This window comes from Pseudomonas sp. Hz4 (assembly GCF_054898165.1).
This window is the reverse complement of record NZ_CM142719.1, coordinates 495328-520952: the sequence shown is the minus strand read 5'-3', so window position 1 is coordinate 520952 and position 25625 is coordinate 495328. Positions and strand designations below refer to the sequence as shown.

Here is a 25625-nt window from a genome sequence, read left to right as displayed (position 1 = left end):
CGATCAGGACTCCAGGGAACCGTCGAGGGTTTTGATGGCGCCGTACAGGTTCGGCCGACGGTCACGGAACGAACCCCACGCGCTGCGGGTGTGCTCCAACTCGTCGAGGTCGAAACTGTGCACCAGCATACCTTCTTCGGTTTCGTTGAGTTCCTGAACCTTCTCGCCGAACTGGTTGGCGATGAACGACGAACCGTAGAACGTAATGTCGTAACCGTCCTGCTCTTCGTTGCCGATGCGGTTGCTGGCGATCAGCGGCATCAGGTTGGCGCCGGCATGGCCCTGTTGCACACGCTGCCAATGATCACGGGACGAAATGGTCTTGTCGTGTGGCTCGCTGCCGATCGCGGTCGGGTAGAACAGGATTTCCGCGCCTTGCAACGCCATGCTGCGCGCGCATTCCGGAAACCACTGGTCCCAGCAGATGCCCACGCCGATTTTCGCGTAGCGGGTGTTCCAGACTTTGAAGCCGGTATCGCCCGGGTTGAAGTAGTACTTTTCGTGATAGCCAGGGCCGTCCGGGATATGGCTTTTACGATAAATCCCGAGGTTGCTGCCGTCGGCATCGATGATCGCGATGCTGTTGAAACGCGCGCGGCCCGCCAGTTCGTAGAAGCTGATTGGCAGAACCACTTGCAGCTCTTTGGCGACTTTCTGGAAGTGCTTGATGGCGACGTTGTCTTCAACGGTCGTGGCCAGCTGCAAGTAATCCGGGTTCGGCTTCTGGCAGAAGTACGGCGCCTCGAACAGTTCCTGGATCAGGATGATCTGCGCGCCTTTGGCCGCGGCCTCACGGACCAGCTTCTCAGCGGTCTCGATGTTGGCTTCAAGGTCCCAGGAACAGGCCATCTGGGTGGCGGCGACAGTAACGATACGGCTCATGAATCGGCTCCTGAGCAAGTGCTTGAGGGTCGAGTGTGGCTTCGACCGATGACAGAAATGGGAAGCACCGGGCGTGGTGGGTCCACACCGTGGGCAGTGGTGACTTTATAGCCGATAAAAATCGGCTTTTAAAGCAACAAATACTCCATCTGTCGAAAAATCATCAATTAATCCCGATAACAATCGATATTTTAGCCCTAATACTGATCGTTCCCACGCTCCGCGCGGGAATGCAGCCGGGGACGCTCCGCGTCCCAAGAGCGGACGCAGAGCGTCGTGAGGCATACCCACGCAGAGCGTGGGAACGATCAGTACGGTGATGCTTACAGTCCTTCGCCCAACACCTTCGACAGCATGTCGACAAAGAAATCCACGCTCTGACGCGAGGTAACCATCGGCGGTTTGATCTTGAGGATGTTCAGGTAATCGCCGGTCGGCTGCATGAAGATCCCCAACTCGCGCAACCGATCACACAGCGCCGTGGTTTCTTCGGTCGCCGGCTCCAGGGTTTCGCGATTGCGGATCAACTCGACGCCCAGATAGAAGCCGGAACCATGCACCGCGCCCACCAGCGGATGAATATCGATCAGCGCTTCAAGCCGCTCCTTGAAATACCCGCCTACGACCTGAGCATTTTCCCAGAGGTTTTCTTCTTCCATCACATCCAGCACTGCCATGCCGATCTGGCAACTGACCGGGCTGCCGCCGGCCGACGAGAAGAAATAACCTTCGGCCTCCAGCGCTTCGGCGATTTCTCGGCGGGTGATCACCGCGCCCAGCGGCTGACCATTGCCCATGCCTTTGGCCATGGTGATGATGTCCGGCACCACGCCTTGCTCTTCAAAGCCCCAGAAAAATTTGCCCATGCGGCCGTAGCCGACCTGCACTTCGTCGGCGATACACACGCCGCCCTGGGCACGAACCAACGCGTAAACCTGCTTCAAATACCCCGGCGGCAACGAGATACCGCCGGCATTGCCGTACACCGGTTCACAGATGAAACCGGCCAGCTGACGTTTCTGCTCGGCCATTTTCGCCAGGTTGTGTTCGACGCTGCGCACGTAGTCCGGCGCGCTGCCCGGTCCACGGAATTCGCCGCGATAGGTGTTTGGCGCAGTGACCGGATGCACCCAGTCCGGACGGCTGCTCAAGGCCTTCGGGTTGTCGGCAATCGAGGTCGAGACCGCGTCCGCGCCCACTGTCCAGCCGTGATAGGCCTCCAGCACGCTGAGCATGTCGCGACCGCCGCTGTAGGCCCATGCCAGGCGGATTGCCAGGTCATTGGCCTCGCTGCCGCTGTTGACCAGAAACACCCGGTCCATGGCGTCCGGCGACAGTTTCAGTAAACGTTCGGAAAACTCGGCAATCGCCGCGTAGTTAAACCGCGAGTTGGTGTTAAGTAGCGACCACTGACGACTGGCGACAGCGGCCATACGCGGATGACCATGGCCAAGCACCGCGACATTATTCAGCATGTCGAGGTAGGAACGGCCCTGCATGTCAATCAGGTGACTGCGCCAGCCACGTTCGATGCGCGGTGGGTCGACGTAATAATGTTTTTGGGAGCGAGCGAAACTCGCATCGCGACGGGCGAGCAATGTCGGCGAATCGAGTTCTTCTTCAGCGTCACAGGCCAGCCCCAGCAGCGTCGCTGGAGAAGGGCACAACGCTTGCCAGGCGACGGCGCGAGACGGCGTGCAAAACAAGGGAGCAGTGAACGAAGCGCCTCGGCACAACTGCACCACCAATGGCCCGTTGACCGAACCCAGCACCTGGCCTTTGACCAGCGCTGCGCCCGTGTGCAGCGACGGCGTCACGCCCCACAGACGCACGCTCAATTGCGGGCCGTCCAATTGCAGCACACCCACCGCCGGCTGATGGACTACGCCGGCAAACGGCGACTCCACTGCCGTGCCGTGGGGCACTCGCAACTCGACGTGCAGTGGGCAAGTGTCCGGCTCAGTGGCGCTGTCCGGTCGGGTGCGGGACAAGCGATATTGCCCATAACGGCTAGCCGCCAGACCGTGAGCCGCGGCAGCCTCAGTCAGCAAACGCTGATCGATCCCCTCCTGCTCCCAGCTACCGGCGTCGAAATGCGGACTGAGCACGCCCAAATCGATCAACGCAAATTCACGCCCGACCAGACTCGGCAACAGCGGCGCAAAGCCTTCGCTGCCGATGCTCGGCAGACTCTGGCCGACCGAGGTAAGGATCGCTGCTTCCATCAACGCCAACGGCACCGATGTAGCGACGCGGAAAATCTCCCACTCGTGGGTGAGATTGTCGCGGCTGTACGCGTTGCCAGGATCGATGCTGACCTGCTGTTCGCCGCTGAGCACCAACACCGCCGCACGGGCGACGATCAGCGGCCAGAGCGCCAGTAGCTCTTCATGCGTAAGCGGATTGACCGCGTGATAGGCCTGCACCGCCGGCAAAATGTAGAAAGGATCGCCATCGGCATGGTGCAGCAGTGCCGCGCACGTCACCGACAGATCAGTGATGCGCCAGGTACGAATCAGATCGCCAAAATCGATCACGCCCTGCAATTGCCACTGGCGTTGCGAATCTCGCTGCCACACCACGTTGTCGTCGGTGATGTCCATGTGAATCGCCTGCACCGGCAACATATCCACAAGCGGCAACAAATGACGCTCGGCCCGATCAGCCGCATCGGCGATCAACCGGCGTTGCGGGTCATCCTTGATGACCGGCAGCAAATGCGCGATCAACGCACTGGCGTGGCGGGCGTCCCATTGAAGGGTGCGTTCGAGGCCCGGATGGTCGAAACCGGCCAGAGCCAGATCCATTTCACCGCAGAGCCGACCAAACCCCGCCACCACTGAACCGGGCAGATGATCAAGGTGTGTAAGCGACTGGCCGTCGATGTAATCGAGCAGGCGCACGTGCACCGGTTGGCCGCCGACGTCCAGAGAGAGCAGCTCTGCACCGTTTTTGGCCGCAATCACTCGCGGCACATGCACATCGGGGTGTTCACCCAAATGCTTGAGCCCTGCGTGCTGGGCGTGCAACTCCAGCGCCGAGTAGTCGCCACGGCAAACTTTCAGGACAAAACGCCCCTGGTCGCTGTCGACCCGATAGTTAAGATCCTGCTGGCTGCCGAGGGCCTGCAACCTTCCACTCAGCCCGTAATGCTCTTTCAACAGCTCAAGCGCTTGCTCCGCAGACACTTGCGGGCTGGGCAAACTGGCGCGATGAATCAACGTGGCGAGCGGCATACAACGACCCCTGAAATTTTATTAGGCGCCTATATCGCCACTGCTTGGGGCGATACGCAACCCCCTTTTCGGCTGCCTTACATTTACCTGATGCTCGACAAATTTATGAACGGATCAGGAAAAAACACACTCCACTCGCACCGGCCGGCACTTTGCGCAAGAATGTCGCCCATCAACGCCTATTGCTGGAGAAAGACCATGAAAGTAGTCACCACCGAGCTGCCCGGTGTTCTGATCATCGAACCCAAGGTATTTGGTGACGAGCGCGGTTTCTTCTATGAAAGCTTCAATGCCAAGACTTTCAAAGAAGCGACTGGCCTTGAGACGAATTTTGTTCAAGACAACCATTCCCGCTCGCAAAAAGGCGTATTGCGAGGCTTGCATTACCAGCTGGAAAACACTCAGGGCAAACTGGTTCGCGTCACAGTCGGTGAAGTACTCGACGTGGCCGTGGACATTCGCCGCAGTTCGCCACATTTCGGCAAATGGGTGGCCGTGCGTCTGTCCGCCGAGAACCATCGCCAACTCTGGGTTCCGGAGGGTTTCGCCCACGGTTTCGTGGTGCTGAGCGAGTTCGCCGAGTTCCTCTACAAAACCACCGACTACTACACCCCGTCCGCCGAGCGTTGCATTCGCTGGGACGACCCGGACCTGGCCATCGATTGGCAACTGGACGAAGCACCGCAACTGTCCGGCAAGGATCAGGCTGCCGCGTTCTTCAAGGACGCTGACGTCTTTTCCTGAAACACCCAGGGTGCGCAGACTGCGCCCGCAAGCCTAGGCATAATGCGCCTGTACCCACAGGCGCTCGATGCTCATGACTCCGACCCTCCCTCGCAGACCCCGCTGGCGCAGCCTGGCCCTGCTCGCACTGTGCCTGGCGCCGTTGCTGTGGCCGCTGGAGCATCTGGCCGAGCGTTATTACCGCAGCGAACTGGCCGGGCAGAACCGTCAGACGCTCGACCTTTACGTCGCCAACCTGCTGGGCACCTTGCACCGATATGAAGTGTTGCCGCAGATCCTCGGCGATCTGCCGGCCCTTCGAGCGGCCCTCGGCGCGCCCGACGATGGCGTCACCCAGGGCAATGCCAACCGTTTGTTGAAAAACATCAGCGCCCAGACCGGCGCCGAAGTCATGTACTTGATGGACACCACGGGCAAGACCCTGGCCGCGTCCAATTGGGATAAACACGACAGTTTCGTCGGGCGTAATTTTTCCTTCCGGCCGTATTTCAGCGAAGCCATGGCCGGCCGGCTTGGGCGTTTTTTTGGTTTGGGAACGACATCGGCCAAGCGCGGCTATTTCTTCGCCGCCGCCGTGCGTAACGGCGAAAAGATCATTGGTGTGCTGGTGGTCAAGGTCGACCTGGACCATACCGAAAGCCTCTGGGGCAAAACCCCGGAACAACTGCTGCTGACTGACCATAACGGCGTGGTCATTCTCACGTCGCGGCCCGAGTGGCGATTCCGCTCGACGCGCCCGTTGAGCGAAGAAGAACGCAAGGCTATTACGGCGATTCAACCCTATCCGACTCGCGATCCCAAACCGTTGGAGCTCAACCCCAGTGCCTGGCTGACGCAGACCCAGCCAATCGCGGAAACCGGTTGGAACGTCAGCATCCTCGCCCCACGCACCTTGATCGATCGCCCGGTGCGCACGGTCGTCGCCATCGGTGGCGCGACGCTGTTGGTGTTAATGCTGTTGCTCGGTCTGATGATGCAGCGCCGCCGGCACTACCTCGAACGGATCGCCTTCGAAGCCAAGGCCCGTCGTGAACTGGAAGGCCGGGTAGCCGAGCGGACCAGCGACCTCGAAGGCCTCAACCGTCGATTGAAACAGGAAGTGCTGGAACGCGAACAGGCCCAGCAAGAGTTGGTTCGCGCTCAGGATGATCTGGTGCAGGCCGGCAAACTGTCGGCCCTTGGCACCATGTCGGCGAGCATCAGCCACGAGTTGAATCAACCGCTGGCGGCGATCCGCAGCTACGCGGAAAACGCCGAAGTGCTGCTCGATCATCAGCGCACCGACGATGCGCGCGGCAACCTCAAGCTGATCAGCGAATTGACCGGGCGAATGGCGTCAATCATCGCCCACCTGCGCGCCTTCGCCCGGCGCGACCGCCACGCCCCGGAAAGCGTCGCCCTGCAACCGGCGCTGGACGACGCGCTGGCGTTGCTGGCCAAGCGCCGGCGCAGCATGGAAGTCGAGCTGATTCGCGATTTGCCGGCCGCCACCCTGTGGGTCGAGGCCGGGGAAACCCGTCTGCGTCAGGTGCTCGGCAATCTGCTGGCCAACGCCCTGGACGCCCTGACGGAAAAAGGCCCGCCACGTAAACTCTGGTTGAGTGCCCAATCCACCGCCGACGGCGTCAATCTGTACATTCGCGACAATGGCCCCGGGTTCTGCCTGGAGGCACTTGGCCGCGCCAGCGAGCCCTTCTACACCACCAAGACCCGCACTCAGGGCCTTGGATTGGGGCTGGCGATTTGCGAAACCCTGATGCGTGCCTTCGGGGGTGAACTGTCGTTCGCCAACCACAAGGAAGGCGGCGCCCTGATCACCCTGAAATTGCGTGCAGGCGCAACGGGTGTGAGCCTGCAACCGTCCGAGGACCGAAGTGCATGACCATCGACAACCGCATCCAGGTCGTGCTGATCGACGACGATCCGCACCTGCGTCAAGCCCTGAGCCAGACCCTGGACCTCGCCGGCCTGAAAATCCTGCCGCTCGCCGAAGCCAAGGGCCTGGCCGCGCAACTGGAGCGCGACTGGCCCGGCGTGGTGGTCAGTGACATCCGCATGCCGGGCATGGACGGTCTCGAACTGCTGACCGAACTGCATGCCCAGGACTCGGATCTGCCAGTGCTGTTGATTACCGGTCACGGCGATGTGCCGCTGGCCGTGCAAGCGATGCGCGCCGGGGCTTATGACTTTCTGGAAAAACCCTTCGCCAGCGACGCCCTGCTCGACAGCGTGCGCCGCGCGTTGGCCTTGCGCCGGCTGGTGCTGGACAACCGCAGCCTGCGTCTGGCCCTGAGCGATCGCAATGAACTGAGTACCCGACTGGTCGGGCATTCGGCATCGATGCTGCGCCTGCGCGAGCAGATCGGAGCATTGGCGGCGACCAAGGCTGATGTGCTGATCCTGGGTGAAACCGGTGCGGGTAAAGAAGTGGTCGCACGTGCTTTGCACGATCTGTCGAGCCGTCGTAACGGTCCGTTCGTAGCGATCAATGCCGGTGCACTGGCCGAGTCGGTGGTAGAAAGCGAGCTGTTCGGTCACGAGCCAGGCGCCTTTACCGGCGCGCAAAAGCGTCGTATCGGCAAGTTCGAATTCGCCAATGGCGGCACGTTGTTCCTCGATGAAATCGAAAGCATGAGCCTGGATGTACAGGTGAAATTGCTGCGTTTGCTGCAGGAGCGCGTCGTCGAGCGTTTGGGCGGCAATCAGCTGATCCCGCTGGACATCCGCATCATCGCCGCGACCAAGGAAGACCTGCGTCAATCCGCCGATCAGGGCCGCTTCCGTGCCGATTTGTATTACCGTCTGAACGTCGCACCGCTGCGTATTCCACCGCTGCGCGAGCGCGGCGAAGATGCGCTGATGCTGTTCCAGTATTTCGCCGACGAAGCCAGCACTCGACACGGTCTGCCACCTCACGAGTTGCAACCGGGACAACGCGCCCTGCTGCTGCGCCACACCTGGCCGGGCAATGTGCGCGAACTGCAAAACGCCGCCGAACGCTTTGCCCTGGGCCTGGAACTGGCGCTGGACAACAGCGCGCCGCAGGGCGCTGCCGGCATGACGGTCGAAGGGGTCAGCGGCGGCCTCAGCGAGCAAGTGGAAAATTTCGAGAAGAGCCTGATCGCCGCCGAACTGGCGCGCTCTCACAGCTCCGTGCGCAGCCTCGCCGAAGCCCTCGGTGTCCCGCGCAAAACCTTGCACGACAAACTGCGCAAGCACGGGTTGAACTTCGCCGACGGTGGTGTCAGCAGCCACACCGACGAACTCGATTGAGCTACCGTCAAATCATCATCTTCATACAAGAGATCCGTGCATGAGCCGCGACAGTCGTCACCTGGAATCGATTCTCCATCACGACATCCCCCTCACGCGGGACATGGGCCTCAAGGTGCTCGACTGGCACGACCAGCAACTGCGCCTGCACTTGCCGCTGGAGGCCAACGTCAATCACAAGAGCACCATGTTCGGCGGCAGCCTGTATTGCGGCGCGGTGCTGGCGGGTTGGGGCTGGCTGCATTTGCGATTGCGTGAAGAAGGGGTTAAAGGCGGGCACATCGTGATTCATGAAGGGCATATCAGCTATCCATTGCCGGTCACCATGGACGCGACAGCGATCTGCCAGGCGCCGAGTGCGGCGGTTTGGAAGAAGTTTTTGGCGATGTATGAGCGGTACGGACGGGCGCGGTTGAAGCTGCATTCAAGGATTGTGAATGTGGGGAGTGAGGAAGATGCGGTGACGTTTACCGGGCAGTACGTGCTGCACCGATGATCGTTCCCACGCTCTGCGTGGTAACGCCTCTAGGGACGCTCTGCGTCCAGTGACGCAGAGCATCACGGGGCGCATTCCCACGCAGAGCGTGGGAACGATCTTAGCGGCGGGCGAGTTCCAATAGCTTTTCCCGCCAAGTCGCCTTCGCCGGCAGTGCCAAAAAAAACTCATTCAACAACGATTCCCGCGCCGGATAACAAAACGGCGCACCGCTCAAATCCAGCACCTCACCGCCAGCCCCTTCCAGCACGCCTTGCGCAGCGGCCGTGTCCCACTGCGAAGTCGGCGCCAACCGCGGATAACAATCCGCCGCCCCTTCGGCCAGCAAACAAAACTTCAACGAACTGCCGATATTGGCCAAGTGCAGCTCACCCAGACTGTCACTCAACCCGGCTAGCAAGCGCTCCTGCTCAGGACTTGAATGCCGACGACTGGCAACCACGGTAAATGCCTCGCCCGCCGCTGGTACGTCGCGCACCTGAATTGGCAGCGGCGTTGCGCCTTGATCGCCACGCCACGCGCCCAAACCAGCACCACCGACGTAGAAGCGCCCGTTGGTCGGCATCGACACCACGCCAAACACCACTCGCCCCTGCTCGATCAGCGCGATGTTGACGGTGAATTCTTCGCTACCGGAAATGAACTCCTTGGTCCCGTCCAGCGGGTCGACCAGCCACCAACGCTGCCACCCGGCGCGCACGCGCTGGGGAATGTTGGCGTCTTCTTCGGACAGCACCGGGATGCTCGGGTCCAGCGCCGTCAGCCCGGCCAGGATCACATGGTGAGCGGCCATGTCGGCGGCCGTTACCGGAGAATCATCGGATTTTGCTGTCACGACGACGTTGGCACGCCAAAACGGCAGAATGGCTTCACCGGCTTTCAGCGCCAGCTCAACAACAGGCGCCATCAACGGATGGGGGAAATTCATGGCTGGAACACTCCACGCTGAGTCAGCAAATCACGGGCCAGATAAAGCGCTGCCAACGCACGGCCCTCAGTGAATCGCGGGTTCTGGGCCAGGGCCGACAACTCACGCAGGTTAATTTTATCCACACCCATCGGCTCGGGCTCATCGCCTTCAAGGCTTTCTTCGTACAGATCGGTGGCCAACACCACCTGGATCTTCTGGCTCATGTAACCGGGCGACAACGACAACTCAGTCAAATGCTCCAGTTGCCGCGCGCCATACCCGGCCTCTTCCTTGAGTTCTCGTTCGGCCGCCGCCAGCACGTCTTCACCCGGCTCGATCAAGCCTTTGGGCAAGGACAGTTCGTATTCATCGGTGCCGCCGCAGTACTCTTCAACCAACACCGCGTGGTCTGCATCCAGCATCGCCACGATCATCACCGCGCCATAACCGGCGCCCTTGCCCACCAGTCGTTCATACGTGCGCTCCACGCCGTTGGAAAAGCGCAACTTCAGCTCTTCGACGCAAAACAAACGGCTGGTGGCGACGATCTCGCGGGCGAGGATGGTGGGTTTCTGGCGCATGAAAAGCTCCTTGGCGTGAACGCGTTACTATACCCGGCCTATCCTGATTGTTTACCTCGGATATCTTTTTTACCGCTGGAGAAGTTTTTTATGTCCCTGCTGCCCTGGCGCGACATCGACACCGTTCTGTTGGATATGGACGGTACGCTGCTGGACCTGCACTACGACAACCATTTCTGGATGGAGCACCTGCCCCAGCGTTACGCTGAGTTGCACGGGGTGAGCCGGGCCATGGCTGAGATGGAATTGCAGCCGCTGTTCGAGCGCAATGCCGGCCAGTTGCAGTGGTATTGCCTGGACTTCTGGAGCGCGGAACTGAAGCTGCCGGTGCGCGAATTGAAACTGGAAACGGCGCACCTGATCGCCTTGCGGCCGGACGCAGACACTTTTCTGGCGGCGATCAAACAGGCCGGCAAGCGCGTGGTGCTGATCACCAATGCACACCGCGATTCGCTGTCATTGAAGCTGGAAAGAATCGAACTGGCGCCGTACTTCGAGCGGTTGATCAGCTCGCATGATTACGGTTTCGCCAAGGAAAACCCGCAATTTTGGGATGCCCTGCAGGCGGACATCGGCTTTGATCCGGCGCGCAGTCTGTTTATCGACGACACCTTGCCGATCCTGCGCAGTGCACGGGATTTTGGTGTGGCGCATTTGTTGGCGGTGAGGGAGCCGGACAGTCGCAAAGGGCCGAAAGACACGGCCGAGTTTGCGGCGGTGGGGGATTATCGGGATTTGATTGCCGGGCTCTAGACCGAGTCGCCTGCATCGCGGGCAAGCCCGGCTCCCACAGGATTGGGGTCGTTCACGAAAGATGCGAACGACACAGATCCTGTGGGAGCGAGCTTGCTCGCGATGGGCATCACACTGGTTTGGGGATTACTCAGGAATCCGCAAAGACTGCCCCGGATAGATCTTGTTCGGATCCTTGAGCATCGGTTTGTTGGCCTCGAAGATCTTTTGATACTTGTTGGCATCACCATACACGCGCTTGGAAATGGCGCTCAGCGTGTCACCTTTCTCGACCGTGACAAATTTCGCTGGTGTGGCCACCGGCCCGGTCACCGTGATCTGGTCATCAACACCGCTGATACCGGCCACGTTACCGAGGGCCAAAAGGATTTTTTCCTTCTCTTCCTGACTGGCGGCTTCACCCGTGGCAATGACTTTTTCGCCTTCGACTTTCACCTGAATTTTGGAAGTGTCGATTCCCGTCAGCGCATCCTTCACGTGCTTGGTCAACGCTTCACTATTGGCTTCGGCCTTGTCCGGCGTCAGCGCATCAAGGATTTTTTCACCGGCTTCTTTTAAAAAACTGAAAAGGCTCATCGTGTGCTCTCCATGGGATTAGGTGTCCAGACGCAAAAGCCTAGACCAAGCCTGAGAACCCCGGTTTTAACCCGACCAATGACGTTGATCCGGTGCAAGCGCTAGAATCCCCGCCTACACCGCGCCCTGGAGCGAAGATGGACATCAAGCAACTGAAATTCCTCATCGCCCTCGACGAAACCCGGCATTTCGGCCAGGCCGCCGCGCGTTGTCACATCACCCAACCGACCCTGTCCATGCGCCTGCGCAGCCTCGAAGAAGAACTCGAGTTGCCGCTGGTCAATCGCGGTCAGCGCTTCGAGGGTTTCACCGCACCGGGTGAGCGGGTGCTGGCCTGGGCGCGCACCGTGCTGGCAGCCTACGACGGCTTGCTGGCCGAAGCAGCTGCCTGTCGCGGCAACCTGGTCGGTACGTTGCGTCTGGGTGTGGTGCCACTGTCGAGCTTCGATCCGCTGCCGCTGATGCATCGCCTGCACGCCGAGCACCCGAACCTGCGCTTCGAACTCTCAGCACTGAGTTCCGAACAGATCCTCGAACAACTGGCGAACAATCGCCTGGATCTGGGCGTGTCGTACCTGGAGCGACTGGACGGCGAACGCTTCAACTCCCTGGCGTTCAGCGAAACCCGCATGGGTCTGCTCTACGATCAGCGCTTCTTCAGTTTCGGCGAGGCGCCGCTGAGCTGGGAATCGCTGATCGAGCTGCCGCTGGGCATGCTCACCAGCGGCATGCATTTTCGGCAGTCCATCGACCACAACTTCCACAGCCGCGGTCTCACCCCACAACCCTTGTTGCAGACCGATGCCGTCCACCAACTGTTACAAGCGGTCTACGGGGGACTCTGCTGCGCCGTGATGCCGCTGGACGGCGGCCTGGAAAAACTGACCGATCATTTGCGCCTGCAACCCATCGAAAATGCCCAGACCCTTGCCCGGCTGGGTCTGATCATGCGTCGCAGCGCGCCGCGTTCGGCGCTCGCGGAAGCCTGTTTCGCGATTCTTCAGCAATCGCTGCCGAGCTCTTGATCGACGCCATCTATCGGTAGATCAGTATTAGCGATTAGACGCGACAACTTGACGCGCCTAGGCTTAAAGCTAATCAAACCGTCGGTGATGCCATGAACGCCAAGCGCCCTGCCTGCGCGGCGCCTGCCCTCGAAACGCCAGCGCCCCCTGCCAGCCAGACGTACAGTTACTGCGATCTTCGCCACACCGAAACGCAAAGCGCCGAATCGGCCAGCACGGCGCTAGCCGAAGAAGTTGCGTTGGCGATTGCCTATAACGGCATCAGCCAGGCTGTGATGCTGGTGACGCCAACGGATCTGGAAGACTTCATCGTCGGTTTCAGCCTCGGTAGCGGCATCATCGAAGACGCTTGCGACATTTATGACCTGCAACTCAGCGGCTCGGGGTCGGCGCAGTACGCGCAAGTGACCATCGCCAACCGCGCCTTCTGGAACCTCAAGCAACAACGTCGGCAAATGGCTGGCACCAGCGGTTGCGGGCTTTGCGGTGTGGAAGCGGTGGAACAGGCGTTGCCAGACCTCAAGGTCCTGCCCGGCGCACCCTTGCCACCCGCCGAATGGCTCGATGGTTTGCGGCAGCGCATCGGTGCGTTCCAGCCGCTTGGCCAGTACTCCGGCGCGGTGCACGCCGCCGTGTTTATGAACAGTCAGGGCCAATTGCTGCTGGGTCGCGAAGACATCGGCCGACACAACGCCCTCGACAAGCTGATCGGTGGGCTGATCCGGCAGAAGATCCCGACGACCGGCGGGTTGGCGATTGTCACCAGCCGTTGCAGCCTCGAATTGATCCAGAAAGTATTGCGCGCAGGCATCCAGACCCTGGTCAGCCTGTCGTCGCCCACGGGCCTTGCCGTGCAATGGGCCCGTCGTCACAACCTCAATCTCATCCACCTGCCGCAGAAAAGTGCACCGCGGGTCTACAGCCCAGCGTTGGAGAATCAAGCGTGAGTCAACATCGTCAAGCCGACCAGAAACCCGTCCCCCGCTACAAGCCCTACAAAGGCCCAGCCGGTGGCTGGGGCGCGCTGATCAGCGTCGCCCAGGCCTGGTTAACCAGCGATAACGCGCTGAAAAACATCCGCATAATGCTCAAGACCAACCAGAACGGCGGCTTCGACTGCCCCGGTTGCGCCTGGGGCGATTCTCCGGAAAAGGGCATGGTGATGTTCTGCGAGAACGGCGCCAAAGCGGTGAACTGGGAAGCGACCAAACGCCGTGTCGACGGTGCGTTCTTCGCCAGGCACAGCGTCAGTTCATTGCTGGAGCAGAGCGACTATTGGCTGGAATATCAGGGCCGTCTGACCGAGCCGATGAGCTACGACGCCGAGACTGACCGCTACAAACCCATCAGCTGGGATGATGCCTTCGCGCTGATCGGTAAACACTTGCAGGGCCTGTCGAGCCCGGATCAGGCCGAGTTCTACACCTCGGGCCGCGCCAGCAACGAAGCAGCGTACCTCTATCAGTTGTTCGTGCGCGCCTACGGCACCAACAACTTCCCCGACTGCTCGAACATGTGCCACGAGGCCAGCGGTGTGGCCATGGCGCAAAGTGTCGGCGTTGGTAAAGGCACCGTAACCTTCGACGACTTCGAACACGCCGATGCGATTTTCGTTTGGGGCCAGAACCCTGGCACCAATCACCCACGGATGCTCGAACCGTTGCGCGAAGCGGTGAAGCGCGGTGCTCAAGTGGTGTGCGTCAACCCACTCAAGGAACGCGGCCTGGAACGCTTCCAGCACCCGCAGCACCCGTTCGAAATGCTCACCAACGGCGACAAGCCGACCAACACCGCGTTCTTCCGTCCGGCCCTCGGTGGCGACATGGCGATCCTGCGCGGCATGGCGAAATTCCTGCTGCAATGGGAGCGCGAGGCGCAGAAGACTGGCGCTGACGCGGTGTTCGATCACGACTTTCTCAATGAACACAGCGTCAACGTGCTGGACTATCTTGCCGCCATCGACGATACCCCGTGGGAGCAGATCGTCGAGCAGTCCGGCCTGCCGCTGGTGGAGATCGAGCAAGCGGCGCGCATGTACGCCAAAAGCAAGAACGTCATCATGTGCTGGGCCATGGGCATCACCCAGCATCGCCATTCGGTGTCGACCATCCAGGAAATCGCCAACCTGATGTTGCTACGCGGCAACATCGGCCGGCCGGGTGCCGGTCTGTGCCCGGTGCGTGGCCACAGTAACGTGCAGGGCGACCGGACCATGGGCATCAACGAACGTCCGCCGGTGGCGTTCCTCGATTCTCTGGAGCGCCGCTTCCAGTTCAAGGTGCCACGTGAAAATGGCCACAACGTGGTCGAAGCGATTCATGCCATGGCCGACGGTCGGGCGAAAGTTTTTATCGGGCTGGGCGGTAACTTCGCCCAAGCCACCCCGGACAGCCCACGGACTTTCCAGGCCCTGAGCAACTGCGACCTGACTGTGCAAATCAGCACCAAGCTCAACCGTAGCCATTTGGCTCACGGTAAAGACGCGCTGATCCTGCCGTGCCTGGGCCGCACCGACATCGATATCCAGACCGAAGGCCCGCAAGCGGTGACCGTCGAAGACTCGTTCAGCATGGTTCACGCCTCCAACGGCCAGTTGCAGCCGCTGTCGAACCAGATGCGCTCGGAGCCGTCGATCATTGCCGGCATCGCCGCCGCGACTCTGGGCAGCAAACCGGTGGACTGGACCTGGCTGGTGGCCGATTACAACCGCATCCGCGACCTGATCGCCGACACCGTTGCGGGCTTTCGCGACTTCAACGAGAGGCTCAAGAACCCGGGTGGTTTCCACTTGGGCAACAGCGCCGGCGCGCGACGCTGGAACACACCGTCGGGGCGCGCAAATTTCCGCCCGAACATCCTGCCTAAAGACCTGGTGCACGAACGCACTCGCGCCACCGGCGTATTGCCAGACCTAATCATGCAGTCGATGCGCTCTCACGATCAGTACAACACCACGATTTATGGGCTCGATGACCGCTATCGTGGCGTGAAAGGTCAGCGTGATGTGTTGTTCGTCAATGAAGCTGACATCATTCGCCTGGGGTTCAAGCCGGGGCAAAAGGCTGACATCGTTTCGATCTGGGATGATGGCCGTGAGCGCCGGGTGAAGGGTTTTACGCTGCTGGCATTTGATATTCCTGCCGGGCAAGCGGCGGCTTACTATCCGGAAGTGAATCCGCTGGTGCCACTGGAAAGCATCGGGGATGGCAGCCATACGCCGACGTCGAAGTTTGTGGCGATCCGGTTGGAAGCGGCGAGTGAGACCCAGCTCATCATGGCCAAGTCGGCCTGACCCTGATTGTTCCCACGCTCTGCGTGGGAATGCCTCAACGGGACACTTTTCAAACGCCCACAAAAAAGGCCGTTTTTTATGAAAACGGCCTATCCGAAGTAGTTAAAGACCGGCGAAAAACACTTAAGTTCCAGCTAAAAAACAGTAACTTATAGAAATGTGTTGAAGTCGTGTTACTCGTCGGATTTCGATTGTCACAACCATGACACAGCCTCAGGATCGCGCCGTCATCCCCTTGAGGTTCCTCTATGAAGTTCTCCTCGATTCTCTTGTTGTCCCTTGGCCTGGTCAGTGGCTTCGCTTCTGCCGGCGGCACCACCGAAGCAGGTGTGGGCGGCGCATTGGGCGGGGTTCTGGGCTCGGTCGTCGGTCAGTCATTAGGCGGCAATACAGGTTCCACCATTGGCGCGGCCCTGGGCGGCGCGGGTGGTAGCGCTGTTGGCGCAGACAAACGCAGCCGTGGCGAAGCAGCCATTGGCGGTGCGTTGGGCGCGGCAGGCGGTAACGTGGTCGGCCGCAGCATGGGCGGCACCACCGGCAGCCTGATCGGCTCCGCAGCAGGCGGCGGCGCCGGTGGCGCGCTGGGTAACTACATGGGCAACAAGAGCGATGACGACGATGATCGTCGTTCCTATCGTCGTGGTCATGATGATCGTCGCTACTACCGTGACGGCCATCGGGGTCGTGGCCATGCCTACGGTCATCGCAAGAATAAACATCGCCATGACGACTGAGGCTTGAATCGCCTCGTTTACCGGTAGATCAAAAAAATCGCAGCCCTCGGGCTGCGATTTTTTTTGCCTGTCAAACTACCAAGCGCTCCATTGCATCGCGCAACCCGGCAGGAATCGCCACCGGCTGATTCGACGCCCGATCCACAAACACATGCACGAAGCGCCCCGCCGCGCAGGCTTCGTCTTCCCCGGCCTTGAACACGGCTAGCTCGTACTGCACCGAACTGTTGCCCAACTTGCCCACCCGCAAACCAATCTCGATCCGGTCGGGAAAGGCAATGGAAGCGAAGTAATCGCAGGCCGAACTCACCACAAAACCCACCACCTCGCCGTCATGAATATCCAGGCCGCCGACTTCGATCAGGTACGTGTTCACCGCCGTGTCGAAGAAGCTGTAGTAAGTGACGTTGTTGACGTGACCGTAGGCATCATTGTCGTGCCAGCGGGTGGTGATGGGTTGGAAATGGGGGTAGTCGGTGCGTTGATTCATGGTTACTTCCCGTTTCGAAAGATCGATCCCACGTCGAGGCGTCGAACCGTCTGCGTGGGAACGCCTCAATGGACGCTCTGCGCCCGCAGTTGGGACGCGAAACGTCCCGGGCTGCATTCCCACGCAGAGCGTGGGAACGATCACCCACCGTAGAGTCTACCGCTGTGCAAACCCTTTACCCACCGCCGCCAACTCCCCGATCAATCGAGCCGGTTTCCACTGATCACCCTGCTTTGTCTCCAGCGCCAGCAAACGCTGATGAATATCCGGCAACCCTTGCTGATCCGCCCAGGCCATCGGCCCACCCTTGTCTGCAGGGAAGCCGTACCCGTTGAGGTACACCAGATCGATGTCATTCGCTGACTCGGCGATACCCTCCTGAAGGATCTTCGCCCCTTCATTGACCAGTGCCAGCAAGCAGCGCTCAAGAATCTCCTCGGGGCTTATCTCGCGACGCTGGAACCCCAGCTCTTCGCTGACCTTCAGCACCAGCGCATCGACTTCAACATCGTGCTCAGCCTGGCGACTGCCCGGCTCATAGTGGTAATAGCCGTTGCCACTCTTCTGACCGAAACGACCCAATTCGCACAGACGGTTGTCCACTTGAACCTCGGGCGCATCCTGCCCTTTGCCAGCCAATTCCCGAGCCCGCCAACCCAGGTCGACGCCAACCACGTCGTACATGCGGAACGGCCCCATAGCGAAGCCAAAACCTTGCAGCGCCGCATCGACCTGTTGTGGAAAAGCGCCTTCGAGTAGCATCTTGCGCGCTTCGAGCACATAGGGATGAAGCATGCGGTTGCCGATGAAACCATGGCAGTTACCCGACACCACACTAACCTTGCCCATGCGTTTGCCCAACGCCAATGCGGCTTCAAGCACAGTCGGGACGGTTTGGGCACCGCGAACGATTTCCAGCAGTTTCATGATGTGCGCCGGGCTGAAGAAGTGCAGACCCAGGACCTGTTCCGGACGGCGAGTGGCCGCGGCGATGGCGTCGATATCCAGCGCCGAGGTATTGCTGGCCAGAATTGCTTCAGGTTTGAGCAGACCGTCCAGTTCACGGAAGATTTTCTGCTTGAGTTCGAGGTTTTCGTACACCGCTTCGATCACCAGATCGACATCGCGGATCGCCGCGTAGTCAGCAGCCGCCGTTATCCGTGCAATGCGAGCGTCTGCCTCGGTCTGATCGATTCGGCCCTGACGCACGTTGTGGGCGTAGGTGTCCGCCACGGCGGCCAGCGCCTGTTCAAGCATCTGTGGATTGTTATCGACCCACTGCACCGGGACGCCAGCGTTGGCCAGGCACATGACAATGCCACGGCCCATGGTGCCCGCGCCAATGATGGCGGTGCGCTGAATAGTGAACGGTGTCTCGCTCATAGTTGTTGTTCTCTTGTTGGCGATCCAAAGACAGCCTTCACCATAGTCAGCCACCGGGCTTTTTTGAAATTTATTCCTGTGATGGGCGACATTCAGCGGATGGATATGCAATTCATTGCGGCAAGCCAGTTCCTACAAGAGCTATCCGCTACCAATGGGATCTGAGCTCTGAAAGAACCACATGGATTGAAATGAGCACTAGCCAACAACTTGAATCAGGTTAAAATTTTCTTCTCGAATTTGACGATTTTAAAAAAAATCTTGGCGTGGTAAAAAAAATCTAACCCGGACGGGGGGAACTACGATGGGAAACAGGGTGGGTTACGCCCATTTGATTGATGCGCTGGATCTGAAAGCTATCGAAGTGAAGCGGCCAGCGCTCATCCAGCCAGTTACCCGCCTGGAGAAAATCGGTGGTGCATTGTCAGTTCCGCAGAGCGTTGCGCCTGCGGAAGAAGACTATCTCGCGCACATCATGTTTGCTCTAAAGCATGAGGGCGTCAATCTCGCCATTCTGGCCCAGACACTCCCCCGCATTGACGGCAAAATATTGGTCGAAGCCATAACCGAGGCTCCCAGTAGCGCTTACCTGCGCAAAATCTGCTTCCTCTGGGAATTCTTCACCGACCAGCACCTGGACTATCCCGACAACCCTCGCGGCACCGCTACTTTTCTATTTGACCCGGACAATTACATCACCGGACCATCGGTACGAAACTCGCGCTGGCGAGTCGACTTCAACGGGCTTGGCACACTTCGATATTGCGCAACAGTCGAGCGCACAGCTGAAATCCAGACCCTGCTCGACTATGACATTCTTGGCCGATCAAAAGCCTTTATTGGCTCCCTTCCAAAAGAAATGATGGATCGGGCAATCAATTGGGCGTACCTGAGCGAAACCGAAAACTCCTTTGCCATCGAAAAGGAAGCCCCCAGTGAGCAAAAAGCGCAACGATTTGTGCAACTGCTCCGCCAGGCACATGAGCGCCAGCCGCTTACAGAAGATTATCTCGTCGCGCTGCAGAACAGCGCGATCTCCAACCCCTTTGATCGTGCAGCAGCCTTCCGACACGACCAAAACCACCTGAGTAATTCATTTCGCGGTGCTGCTGGCGTTACCTACGTGCCCCCAGACCCGGAGCTCTGCCGTGAGCTGATGGAAGAGTTGATGACGTTCGCCAACAGAGCGCCAGAGCAACTCGATCCACTTGTCGCCGCGGGTATTGCCTCGTTTGGCTTCGTTTTTCTGCACCCCTTCATGGATGGAAATGGCCGTCTTTCGCGTTTCCTTATCCACTTGGCTCTGTGCCGAAGCGGCGCTCTCGACAACGGCCTCTTGCTACCTGTTTCGGTCGCTATGAAGCGCGAAGAACAACACTACTTGGAAGCGCTGCAGTCTTTCTCAAAGCCAGCTCGAGAGTTCTGGGATGTTCGCTGGATCGACGCGGAAACAATGAGCTTCAACTTCATCGGTGATTCCAGTATCTATCGCTATTGGGATGCCACCGATTGCGTAGCGTTCACGATGGAAATGGCCAAACGGGCCCTCGAGATAGAGCTGAGAGAGGAAACCGATTTTCTTCAGCGGTTCGATACGCTCGTGAAGGTTGTAAACGAAAACTACGACGTTCGAGGCAATCTTTTGTCCAGGCTAGTCATGCAGTGCCTGGATCAAAACGGCATCGTGTCCAAAGGCCGCCGCAAGCAATACCAAGGATCGATTCAGGAAGAGGTATTCGACTTTCTTGAGCAACAAGCTCAGTCGCTATTGGCCGATGCTTACGGTGAGCCTCCTGAAGACGTTTGAATCGGCTCTGTGGGAACGAGAAACCCGCTCCCACATGTTTCAATCTGTCAGAGTTGCGCTTGGGTCCATTCCCGCACCTCGCCATACGGATAATCCTCCAGCGCCGCAAACCCGGGAATCGACCGTGCCTTGAGCTTGGTAAACAGCGGCACGCTGATACCGCATAAAAACCGCGTCACGCGCTCCGCCGACGGAGCGTTGCCGGTGTGCTGCTCATGCCTGTGGATAAAATCACCGCACAACGCTTCGAAGTTTTTATCCACCAGCGCTGGCAGTTCCGGTGGCGCCGGCAATCGCGCCACATCCCCGTGACACACCGAACAATGCCCGCACTGCTGCGGCGCGTTTTCATCGCCGAAGTACTCGGCCAGTCGATAACCCAGGCAATGGTCGGTGGCGAACAGATCCAGCATGGCGTGAATCCGCGCGATCTCAGTGCGCTCATGCTGGATGAAACAGGCATGTAACTCAGCGCTCAGGGCCTGGCAGTCGAAGTCCGTTTGCAGCAGGCTGTAGACCTCGGTCATCTGTTTGCTTTCGAGCTCGACCCAACCCTTTTCCTGGAAATAATCCAGCGCCTTGACCACTCGATTACGCTCGGCCTGATGCTGCTCATACAGTGCGTCAAAATTCACCGTGGCCCAGGTCCGCGCGCGGCTTGAGGTCTGGATGATCGCCGCGACGAAATCTCTGCGCTCACCCTCGAAGCGGGCCAGCAAGGCCTCGGGCTCCTGCAAGTACTTGAAGCGGTATTCCGCATAATAGGCGTAACGCGGAGCGATGATCCCGCGCAGTTCCAACTGCACCAGTAAGGTCTTGAGCGGCAATTGTCGGATGTTGCTTTGGTCCGCCAGCGGCCCCAACAGAAACTCCCACTGCCCCTCGGGCGCGGCGGCTTGCAACTCGTCGAGCACGTAGCGGATGCCATCCAGCTCAGGCGTATCGCCGTAGACGAAGTTTTCCAGCACGTTGAGACTGTCGCGGTTGGCCAACACCAGGCAGTCGGATGGCTGACCGTCACGCCCGGCGCGGCCGATTTCCTGGCTGTAGTTTTCGATCGATTTGGGCAGGTCGAAATGCACCACGTTGCGGATGTCGCTCTTGTCGATGCCCATGCCGAACGCGATGGTGGCCACGATGCAATTGGATTGCCCGCCCATGAACCGGCGCTGGATTGCTTCGCGTTGCTCATGGGGCAGACCGGCGTGATAGGCCTCGGCCTGAATGCCGTTGCGAGTCAGATGTTCGGCAATGTGCTCGGCAGTTTTCTGCAGGGTGACGTAGACGATGCTCGGCTGGTCGGGACGCTGACTCATCCATTCGACAAGGCGTCGGCGTTTGTCCTGACCGCGCACCGGCTCGACCAACAGATTGAGGTTCGGCCGATAGAAACCGGTGGTCACCACATCGTCGGGGGCGATGGCGAACTTGGCTTCCATGTCAGCGATCACCTTGGGTGTCGCGGTGGCGGTCAGCAGCAGCGCCTGCGGGATGTTGAATTGGCGCTGATAATCCGGAAGTTTGAGATAGTCGGGGCGGAAATTGTGGCCCCATTCCGAGATGCAGTGCGCCTCGTCCACCACCAGCAACGAGATCGGTACTTGCTGCAAGAAATTGCGGAAACGCTCGTTCTTCAGGCGCTCCACGGAGATCATCAAAATCTTCAGCTCGCCTGACTTGGCCCGAGCCATCACGTCGCTGGCGTCATCGCGGCTCTGGGCCGAATCGATACTGCCCGCCGCAATGCCGTGGCGCTGCAGGAACGCCAGTTGATCTTGCATCAACGCCAGCAGAGGCGAGACCACCAGCGTCAGGTGCGGTAGCAACAAGGCCGGCAACTGATAGCAAAGGGACTTGCCTGAACCGGTGGGGAAAATCGCCGCCGCCGAGCGACCGGCCAACACCGCGCTAATCGCCGCTTCCTGGCCGGGCCGAAACTGTGGATAACCGAAAACCTGTTCCAGGGTGTTGTGCATAAGCTGTCACTCCGTTGACTGCTGCCATGCCAAAAGCCTAGTCGGCAAACGCAGCGAGTCGAGAAAAGGTCGGGGACCAAAACGATACGGGATGATACAGCGTGTTATCGGCGATCGTTCCCACGCGGTGGCAGAAGGGTTCGCCGTCGCAGTTTCGGCTGGCTACGGTAGGTGGTCAGCAGCACCCGCCGTGCGACAAAACACGGTCCACAGCAACAAGATCGAGGCCATACGTGGCCATTGCCTACCTAAGCGTTGGAAGGACGTTTCGAAACGTCCTACTGATTCTGGCGCGCACCATACAGAGGGCTAGCGCGTCGTGACTGACAAACCCGTAGGAAATTTGCCGTCTAAGGGTTTAGGCGTAACAAACCTCGGGAAACGCGTAGGCCCGGTCCGAAAAGGCAGGTAAAACCCCTACAAAACCTGTCCATCGAAGCCGTATTGCCGCACGGCGTCGTGCCCTTCTATAGTCTGCGGCGCGGCTGAAAACAGTGTCTCGGCCTGCCGGGGCCACCTCCCGATTTCGTACAGGACGAACCTCGATGAACACCTTCCACACGTTTACAGAACGCTATCGGCCGCTCAAATCCCGCTACAGCGACACCCCCGTGCTGGTCATCGATACAGAAGCCGACCCTCACGAAATCCTCGACGCCGCCCGCCAACGCATCCGCGCCGCCAGCGACCTGCTCGAAACGCTTTATTGCCTGTGCTTTAAACAGGCGGATGCGAGTGATATTCCCAACATTGTCAACGCGCTGTACCTGCTGACCCAGGACGGTAATGAATTGCTTGAGGTAGCACGGCAACGGCTGCCGAGGATTACAGCTCGATAATGCCCGAATGAAAATCCTTGTGGGAGCCGGGCTTGCCCGCGATGAACGATAACTCGGTGTGCCTGATAACAATCAAACGAGAGAATGTACGGTTGGGGAAAAGTCCGTAGGCAACGACCTATCAAAGCTTCATCCCGGTCCTACAACCGAAGACACCTTGTCGCCTATCGCCAACCGGCAACCGGCAACTCGCATCTATAGTCGGATTGTCGCTGCCAAATCAGCGACTCGGGCTTGGTCACTCGACAAAGAAAGCGCACATTCCCAATTAAGTAGAGGTGTTCTTCAGTGACCGCATTAAATCCGTTTCCGAGCCGCTACCGCCCACTCCAAACCAACCTCACCGATTCCCCACCCCTGATCATCGACACAGAGGCCGACCCGCAAGACATCCTCGAAGCTGCCCTCCAGCGAATCCGAGCCTCCGGCGATCTACTCAAAACCCTACATTGCCAATGCTTCAAAAACGGTGACGTGGAAGACATCCCGCATATCACCCACGCCCTCTACCTGCTGACCCAGGATGGTTGCGACCTATTGAAAGTCGCCCAACAACGCATGATGGGCTGGAAAGCGCCGGCCTAAGACACCGTGTTCACGGGGTATGCCAGCCTCACTGTGAGCTGGCTACCCACGAAAAAGGATACTAATTCCTACATCCTTAATGGAGGCAGAAGATTGCATACTATTATTGACTGCGTAGCATGTGAGCCACTGATCAGCCATGGGCTCCTTCTTATGACAACCGCAACGATTGATCACAGCGCACTCGTCAAACTGGTTGAAAGCGGCGCTGTTGACGTCATCCATATCGCAGCCAAGCAAGGTGGTTGGGCGGTTCAGGTCCAACATGGATCACAGAAATATTCCCTGGCAGCGCAACGCAGCCAGCAAATACGCCTATTCAAACGACTCGAAACCCTAGTGATCTATTTGCAAGGAATAGGCATCAATCATTTCGATGTCGATGCATCGGGCTATGACCCTCTTCAAGTAAAAACCTATTCTCGCCCTGACCGTTCCAACGCAATGAAGCAAGCTCATGAAGCGGCTGCTTATGAGGAGTGGTTCAAGAAACAGGTTCAGGCCAGCATTGATGATCCCCGACCAAGCGTTAGCGACGAAGAGGCGCGCCGAATCTTTGCCGCCAAACGTGATGCCTTACGTCAACGGGCGCGCTAATGCGGGTAATTTGGCGCCCCTCGGCGCTGACTGACCGGGACAACGTCATGAATTATATTTGCCAGGACAACCCTGACGCGGCCATCGCTTTAGACGAAGTTTTTGAGTTCAAAGCAGAGCAAGCACGCCAGCACCCAAAGCTTTATAGAAAGGGCAGAATCCCTGGCACTCATGAAATAGTCGCCACACCAAATTACATTATGGTCTATGCGGTCTTGCCACAAACAGTAGAAGTAATGCGGGTACTGCATACGAGACAACAATGGCCATGATCAGGTCAACCGCTGACCCTAAGTTTTGAGGGCTACAAGAACTCTCCGACAGAGACTTAACTGGCCGTTATTTGAAAGGAGGCGCTGAACGCATCAGCGCCAGCCTTTCCTCCAACTGGACGCCATCATGAACCTCGCCCCAATTTCCCCGACGACCACACCATGCAGCTGCTGCACGAAGAACTCGGCCTCCCCGAACGCAAATCCATAAGCCTCACCACCTCGATCAACTTCGACCTGGGTTGCGACGGCGCTGATGCACGACACCTGATGGAAGCACTGGAAGAACACTTCGCCATCGACTTCATCGACTACGACGCCTATCGCTACTTCCAGCCTGAGGGATTTGATGTGTTTCTCAAGCGCCGAGCCAAGGCTCATGGCGACAAAGTCCCGCTGACTATCGGCATGCTCTACAACGCGATCAAGGTGCAACGGTGGGATACACAGGCATTGGAAAGCATCTAACCGAACGCGTAAGTGCCATTATTCTGCCTGTTTAGCGTGATTTCAGTTGGAATAATGACAGTTTTCGCAATCTATCAAATCCCACTCATACCGCGTAAACCGGAGTAGTAGGACAGAGCACGCCGTATTTCGCAATTCATCGAGTCAGTCCTGCACATCAATACATAAGTGCTATTATTCTGGCAGTTTAGGCTTAAAAATGAAGGAATAATGGCACATGGCTAAGAAAACAGCGCCGCTCCTGCCAGCAGCAGCCAAGCTACTCTCTGAGTTTGGCGAGCGGCTCAAACTCGCTCGGCTGCGCCGAAAGCTGACAGCCAAGCAGGTTGCCGAGAGGGCTGGCATGTCACTGACAACACTGCGCTCTCTAGAGTCAGGCGGGTCAGGCGTGACAATGGGGGCTTATTTGTCAGTAATGCAGGTGCTGGGCTTGGAGAAAGACTTAAGCAAGCTCGCGGCGGTGGATGAGCTGGGACGCCAACTGCAAGACGCTCAATTAACCTCAGGAGCAAACCTCACTACCAGTAAACGCCAACGGGCACGCAGGGTGCTCCCAGCGAAGGTATCGCCACCTATTCGTGAACGGGAGACGGAGGCGTTAGAAAGTCCCATTTCCAAATCGAATCTTGCCGATGATTTCCCTTTGAACACTCACTCTTTATCCAGTTTGTTAACCAAGAAAAAACCTAAACCTACGACGGATTAA

At 58.8% G+C, this 25625-nt stretch carries 24 protein-coding genes; 16 read left to right on the top strand and 8 right to left on the bottom strand.

The features are described from left to right. Positions 1 to 3: 3 nt before the first annotated feature. Together aguB and ACYZTR_RS02320 are read right to left on the bottom strand one after the other, a co-directional pair. The gene (aguB, locus tag ACYZTR_RS02325) at positions 4 to 882 is read right to left on the bottom strand and encodes an N-carbamoylputrescine amidase (RefSeq protein ID WP_461976134.1); all 879 of its coding nucleotides are present in this window, start codon (positions 880 to 882) and stop codon (positions 4 to 6) included. A 323-nt stretch (positions 883 to 1205) separates the two neighbouring features. After that, entirely contained in the window at positions 1206 to 4118 is a 2913-nt protein-coding gene (locus ACYZTR_RS02320) for an aminotransferase (protein ID WP_461976132.1), read from the bottom strand. 198 nt (positions 4119 to 4316) lie between these two features. Here ACYZTR_RS02320 and rfbC point away from each other — a divergent pair, with 198 nt between their 5' ends. The 4 genes from rfbC to ACYZTR_RS02300 all read left to right on the top strand — a co-directional run bounded on the left by rfbC (position 4317) and on the right by ACYZTR_RS02300 (position 8631). Beyond that, a complete protein-coding gene (gene rfbC / locus ACYZTR_RS02315; RefSeq protein ID WP_461976130.1) occupies positions 4317 to 4862 on the top strand; it encodes a dTDP-4-dehydrorhamnose 3,5-epimerase in 546 nt (181 codons plus the stop codon). A gap of 73 nt (positions 4863 to 4935) precedes the next feature. Next, the gene (locus ACYZTR_RS02310; protein WP_461976128.1) at positions 4936 to 6744 is read left to right on the top strand and encodes a sensor histidine kinase; all 1809 of its coding nucleotides are present in this window, start codon (positions 4936 to 4938) and stop codon (positions 6742 to 6744) included. Further along, positions 6741 to 8135 carry a sigma-54-dependent transcriptional regulator gene (locus tag ACYZTR_RS02305; RefSeq protein ID WP_461976127.1) on the top strand — a complete coding sequence of 465 codons (1395 nt, stop codon included), beginning with the start codon at positions 6741 to 6743 and terminating at the stop codon, positions 8133 to 8135. Before ACYZTR_RS02310 ends, ACYZTR_RS02305 begins: the two co-directional genes overlap by 4 nt. Before the next feature lie 40 nt (positions 8136 to 8175). Beyond that, a complete protein-coding gene (locus ACYZTR_RS02300) occupies positions 8176 to 8631 on the top strand; it encodes a thioesterase domain-containing protein (protein ID WP_282377370.1) in 456 nt (151 codons plus the stop codon). A 100-nt stretch (positions 8632 to 8731) separates the two neighbouring features. Here the strand turns inward: ACYZTR_RS02300 and cysQ are convergent, their stop codons facing one another. Both cysQ and nudE read right to left on the bottom strand, forming a co-directional pair. Further along, positions 8732 to 9559 (bottom strand): 3'(2'),5'-bisphosphate nucleotidase CysQ, encoded by an 828-nt coding sequence (gene cysQ, locus ACYZTR_RS02295; RefSeq protein WP_461976125.1) that lies wholly within the window; start codon positions 9557 to 9559, stop codon positions 8732 to 8734. Then, positions 9556 to 10122 carry an ADP compounds hydrolase NudE gene (gene nudE / locus ACYZTR_RS02290; protein ID WP_033058385.1) on the bottom strand — a complete coding sequence of 189 codons (567 nt, stop codon included), beginning with the start codon at positions 10120 to 10122 and terminating at the stop codon, positions 9556 to 9558. Before nudE ends, cysQ begins: the two co-directional genes overlap by 4 nt. A 90-nt stretch (positions 10123 to 10212) precedes the next feature. On the opposite strand from nudE, the gene yrfG reads away from it, so the two are divergent. Beyond that, positions 10213 to 10875 (top strand): GMP/IMP nucleotidase, encoded by a 663-nt coding sequence (gene yrfG / locus ACYZTR_RS02285; protein ID WP_461976123.1) that lies wholly within the window; start codon positions 10213 to 10215, stop codon positions 10873 to 10875. Between the two features lie 126 nt (positions 10876 to 11001). Here yrfG and lysM read toward each other — a convergent pair whose 3' ends face one another. Then, entirely contained in the window at positions 11002 to 11451 is a 450-nt protein-coding gene (gene lysM, locus ACYZTR_RS02280) for a peptidoglycan-binding protein LysM (protein WP_461976121.1), read from the bottom strand. Between the two features lie 137 nt (positions 11452 to 11588). On the opposite strand from lysM, the gene ACYZTR_RS02275 reads away from it, so the two are divergent. From ACYZTR_RS02275 to ACYZTR_RS02260, 4 genes are all read left to right on the top strand, one after another. Beyond that, positions 11589 to 12476 carry a LysR family transcriptional regulator gene (locus tag ACYZTR_RS02275; protein ID WP_461976119.1) on the top strand — a complete coding sequence of 296 codons (888 nt, stop codon included), beginning with the start codon at positions 11589 to 11591 and terminating at the stop codon, positions 12474 to 12476. A 92-nt stretch (positions 12477 to 12568) separates the two neighbouring features. Further along, complete coding sequence (gene fdhD, locus ACYZTR_RS02270) at positions 12569 to 13423, top strand: formate dehydrogenase accessory sulfurtransferase FdhD (protein WP_461976117.1); 855 nt, start codon at positions 12569 to 12571, stop codon at positions 13421 to 13423. Then, on the top strand, positions 13420 to 15768 hold the full coding sequence (locus ACYZTR_RS02265) for an FdhF/YdeP family oxidoreductase (RefSeq protein ID WP_461976115.1): 2349 nt from the start codon (positions 13420 to 13422) through the stop codon (positions 15766 to 15768). Before fdhD ends, ACYZTR_RS02265 begins: the two co-directional genes overlap by 4 nt. A 248-nt stretch (positions 15769 to 16016) precedes the next feature. Then, entirely contained in the window at positions 16017 to 16502 is a 486-nt protein-coding gene (locus ACYZTR_RS02260; RefSeq protein WP_131063285.1) for a glycine zipper domain-containing protein, read from the top strand. Between the two features lie 70 nt (positions 16503 to 16572). Here ACYZTR_RS02260 and ACYZTR_RS02255 read toward each other — a convergent pair whose 3' ends face one another. Further along, complete coding sequence (locus ACYZTR_RS02255) at positions 16573 to 16992, bottom strand: acyl-CoA thioesterase (RefSeq protein ID WP_348128508.1); 420 nt, start codon at positions 16990 to 16992, stop codon at positions 16573 to 16575. 156 nt (positions 16993 to 17148) lie between these two features. Beyond that, entirely contained in the window at positions 17149 to 18375 is a 1227-nt protein-coding gene (locus tag ACYZTR_RS02250; RefSeq protein WP_461976113.1) for a 3-hydroxyacyl-CoA dehydrogenase, read from the bottom strand. A 304-nt stretch (positions 18376 to 18679) separates the two neighbouring features. Between ACYZTR_RS02250 and ACYZTR_RS02245 the strand changes: the two genes are divergently transcribed. Beyond that, entirely contained in the window at positions 18680 to 20182 is a 1503-nt protein-coding gene (locus ACYZTR_RS02245; protein ID WP_461976111.1) for a Fic family protein, read from the top strand. A gap of 47 nt (positions 20183 to 20229) precedes the next feature. On the opposite strand, the gene ACYZTR_RS02240 is transcribed toward ACYZTR_RS02245, so the two are convergent. Then, positions 20230 to 22158 carry a RecQ family ATP-dependent DNA helicase gene (locus ACYZTR_RS02240; protein WP_461976109.1) on the bottom strand — a complete coding sequence of 643 codons (1929 nt, stop codon included), beginning with the start codon at positions 22156 to 22158 and terminating at the stop codon, positions 20230 to 20232. Between the two features lie 545 nt (positions 22159 to 22703). Between ACYZTR_RS02240 and ACYZTR_RS02235 the strand changes: the two genes are divergently transcribed. From ACYZTR_RS02235 to ACYZTR_RS02210, 6 genes are all read left to right on the top strand, one after another. Then, the gene (locus ACYZTR_RS02235; protein WP_461976107.1) at positions 22704 to 22997 is read left to right on the top strand and encodes a hypothetical protein; all 294 of its coding nucleotides are present in this window, start codon (positions 22704 to 22706) and stop codon (positions 22995 to 22997) included. 288 nt (positions 22998 to 23285) lie between these two features. Continuing rightward, complete coding sequence (locus ACYZTR_RS02230) at positions 23286 to 23582, top strand: hypothetical protein (protein ID WP_461976105.1); 297 nt, start codon at positions 23286 to 23288, stop codon at positions 23580 to 23582. 153 nt (positions 23583 to 23735) lie between these two features. Beyond that, positions 23736 to 24179 (top strand): antitoxin PaaA2 family protein, encoded by a 444-nt coding sequence (locus ACYZTR_RS02225; RefSeq protein ID WP_461976103.1) that lies wholly within the window; start codon positions 23736 to 23738, stop codon positions 24177 to 24179. Then, entirely contained in the window at positions 24179 to 24451 is a 273-nt protein-coding gene (locus tag ACYZTR_RS02220; protein WP_461976101.1) for a type II toxin-antitoxin system RelE/ParE family toxin, read from the top strand. Before ACYZTR_RS02225 ends, ACYZTR_RS02220 begins: the two co-directional genes overlap by 1 nt. 162 nt (positions 24452 to 24613) lie before the next feature. Continuing rightward, a complete protein-coding gene (locus ACYZTR_RS02215) occupies positions 24614 to 24919 on the top strand; it encodes a DUF1493 family protein (protein ID WP_461976099.1) in 306 nt (101 codons plus the stop codon). A 217-nt stretch (positions 24920 to 25136) separates the two neighbouring features. Next, positions 25137 to 25625: a helix-turn-helix domain-containing protein gene (locus tag ACYZTR_RS02210; RefSeq protein WP_461976097.1), complete on the top strand. Its 489-nt coding sequence runs from the start codon at positions 25137 to 25139 to the stop codon at positions 25623 to 25625.

Excerpts from the sequence above, each read along its gene's own strand:
- aguB (WP_461976134.1), bottom strand. The coding sequence starts at position 882 with ATGAGCCGTATCGTTACTGTCGCCGCCACCCAGATGGCCTGTTCCTGG.
- ACYZTR_RS02320 (WP_461976132.1), bottom strand. The coding sequence starts at position 4,118 with ATGCCGCTCGCCACGTTGATTCATCGCGCCAGTTTGCCCAGCCCGCAA.
- rfbC (WP_461976130.1), top strand. The coding sequence starts at position 4,317 with ATGAAAGTAGTCACCACCGAGCTGCCCGGTGTTCTGATCATCGAACCC.
- ACYZTR_RS02310 (WP_461976128.1), top strand. The coding sequence starts at position 4,936 with ATGACTCCGACCCTCCCTCGCAGACCCCGCTGGCGCAGCCTGGCCCTG.
- ACYZTR_RS02305 (WP_461976127.1), top strand. The coding sequence starts at position 6,741 with ATGACCATCGACAACCGCATCCAGGTCGTGCTGATCGACGACGATCCG.
- ACYZTR_RS02300 (WP_282377370.1), top strand. The coding sequence starts at position 8,176 with ATGAGCCGCGACAGTCGTCACCTGGAATCGATTCTCCATCACGACATC.
- cysQ (WP_461976125.1), bottom strand. The coding sequence starts at position 9,559 with ATGAATTTCCCCCATCCGTTGATGGCGCCTGTTGTTGAGCTGGCGCTG.
- nudE (WP_033058385.1), bottom strand. The coding sequence starts at position 10,122 with ATGCGCCAGAAACCCACCATCCTCGCCCGCGAGATCGTCGCCACCAGC.
- yrfG (WP_461976123.1), top strand. The coding sequence starts at position 10,213 with ATGTCCCTGCTGCCCTGGCGCGACATCGACACCGTTCTGTTGGATATG.
- lysM (WP_461976121.1), bottom strand. The coding sequence starts at position 11,451 with ATGAGCCTTTTCAGTTTTTTAAAAGAAGCCGGTGAAAAAATCCTTGAT.
- ACYZTR_RS02275 (WP_461976119.1), top strand. The coding sequence starts at position 11,589 with ATGGACATCAAGCAACTGAAATTCCTCATCGCCCTCGACGAAACCCGG.
- fdhD (WP_461976117.1), top strand. The coding sequence starts at position 12,569 with ATGAACGCCAAGCGCCCTGCCTGCGCGGCGCCTGCCCTCGAAACGCCA.
- ACYZTR_RS02260 (WP_131063285.1), top strand. The coding sequence starts at position 16,017 with ATGAAGTTCTCCTCGATTCTCTTGTTGTCCCTTGGCCTGGTCAGTGGC.
- ACYZTR_RS02255 (WP_348128508.1), bottom strand. The coding sequence starts at position 16,992 with ATGAATCAACGCACCGACTACCCCCATTTCCAACCCATCACCACCCGC.
- ACYZTR_RS02250 (WP_461976113.1), bottom strand. The coding sequence starts at position 18,375 with ATGAGCGAGACACCGTTCACTATTCAGCGCACCGCCATCATTGGCGCG.
- ACYZTR_RS02245 (WP_461976111.1), top strand. The coding sequence starts at position 18,680 with ATGGGAAACAGGGTGGGTTACGCCCATTTGATTGATGCGCTGGATCTG.
- ACYZTR_RS02240 (WP_461976109.1), bottom strand. The coding sequence starts at position 22,158 with ATGCACAACACCCTGGAACAGGTTTTCGGTTATCCACAGTTTCGGCCC.
- ACYZTR_RS02235 (WP_461976107.1), top strand. The coding sequence starts at position 22,704 with ATGAACACCTTCCACACGTTTACAGAACGCTATCGGCCGCTCAAATCC.
- ACYZTR_RS02225 (WP_461976103.1), top strand. The coding sequence starts at position 23,736 with ATGACAACCGCAACGATTGATCACAGCGCACTCGTCAAACTGGTTGAA.
- ACYZTR_RS02220 (WP_461976101.1), top strand. The coding sequence starts at position 24,179 with ATGCGGGTAATTTGGCGCCCCTCGGCGCTGACTGACCGGGACAACGTC.
- ACYZTR_RS02215 (WP_461976099.1), top strand. The coding sequence starts at position 24,614 with ATGCAGCTGCTGCACGAAGAACTCGGCCTCCCCGAACGCAAATCCATA.
- ACYZTR_RS02210 (WP_461976097.1), top strand. The coding sequence starts at position 25,137 with ATGGCTAAGAAAACAGCGCCGCTCCTGCCAGCAGCAGCCAAGCTACTC.